The organism is Bacteroides sp. 519 (assembly GCF_010500955.1).
In the GTDB taxonomy this organism is placed as follows: Bacteria; Bacteroidota; Bacteroidia; order Bacteroidales; family Bacteroidaceae; genus Bacteroides.
Genome location: NZ_QVMJ01000117.1, coordinates 1 through 319 on the forward strand (window position 1 = coordinate 1; position 319 = coordinate 319).

The window sequence follows — 319 nt, forward strand, 5'->3', positions numbered from 1 at the left end:
TAACAACCGACATCTTTCGTCAGGCACGTTTTATAGACAACTCCATCAATAACGTACAGAAATCATTGTACGAAGGGGGTATCTTCGTGGTTATCGTTCGATATTGTTCGGGGAGATATTCCGCAAAACAGTGTAGATGCAGCTTATATGATAAACGAAGATTTCGGTTACATTCAGATCATTACTTCTGTAAATCCCGACCCCTGCCGGATTGGTACCTATAGTAGTAATATCAGCTCTATGTATAGGTGATGATTTTCAGCCTGAAATGACTGCCGGGCATTCACTTGGTGAGTTCTCAGCTTTGGTTGCTGCCGGT

At 42.6% G+C, this 319-nt stretch carries 1 pseudogene; it reads left to right on the forward strand.

Annotation, left to right across the window (positions count from 1 at the left end):
* Positions 1 to 226: 226 nt before the first annotated feature.
* Positions 227 to 319, forward strand: a pseudogene (locus D0T85_RS22160) ([acyl-carrier-protein] S-malonyltransferase); the annotation flags it as partial.